General features: G+C 58.0%; 1 protein-coding gene. It reads right to left on the bottom strand.

All coding sequences use genetic code 11. From position 1 onward, the window contains the following. Positions 1-144: 144 nt before the first annotated feature. On the bottom strand, positions 145-609 hold a 465-nt coding region (locus tag L6Q96_23395), incomplete at its 5' end, for a restriction endonuclease (GenBank protein ID MCK6557493.1).

Raw genomic sequence — 609 nt, 5'->3', positions numbered from 1 at the left:
GAAATTCTGAGGATTTACCGTCCCTTCTGTGGATTCCCCTCTTCATGGGAGTGACACGGAATTGGGAGGCTTTGGCGCTGCAGGAATAGAACAGCTCGCTCCGGTTCAGCGGCGGCGCGCAGCGCCGTCTGCTGCATGCTGTTGTTAGCCCGCAGACTTGTATGGCGGGGCATCTTCCCTCGCGACCACCGTGTCGTACAGCCCGTAGTGCGTCAGCCCGGGGTGGCTATCAATGCCGGTGTACCGGAGCGACGCGTCTTCATAACGCCGGAACGCGAAGACCGCCTGGTTCATCTGCTCGGTATTGAACACCTTGAGCCCCACAAGCAGGTGGAAGTCCTGCACCGTCAGGCCCGTCACGGCAAGGAACAAGTCTGGCTCGAACTTGGTGATCACGTCCTGCAGCGTGTTCTCGCGGAAGTCGGTCAGGTACATGAACGCAGGAATCCGCGTCGCGAACTTGATCAGCTTCTCCTGCACGAGCTTGCGCTTGGACTTGTACTCCTTCTCCTCCTCGGTGAGCTGCTTCTTCTGCTTGTCCGTCAGCTCCTTGTCCTTGGCCTTCTTCTTGAGTTCCTTGACCTTCTCGCTTTTGTTGATGATGGTCTC

This window comes from Candidatus Binatia bacterium (assembly GCA_023150935.1).
Classification (GTDB): domain Bacteria; phylum Desulfobacterota; class Binatia; order HRBIN30; family HRBIN30; genus JAKLJW01.
This window is presented reverse-complemented; position numbering and strand designations above follow the sequence as displayed.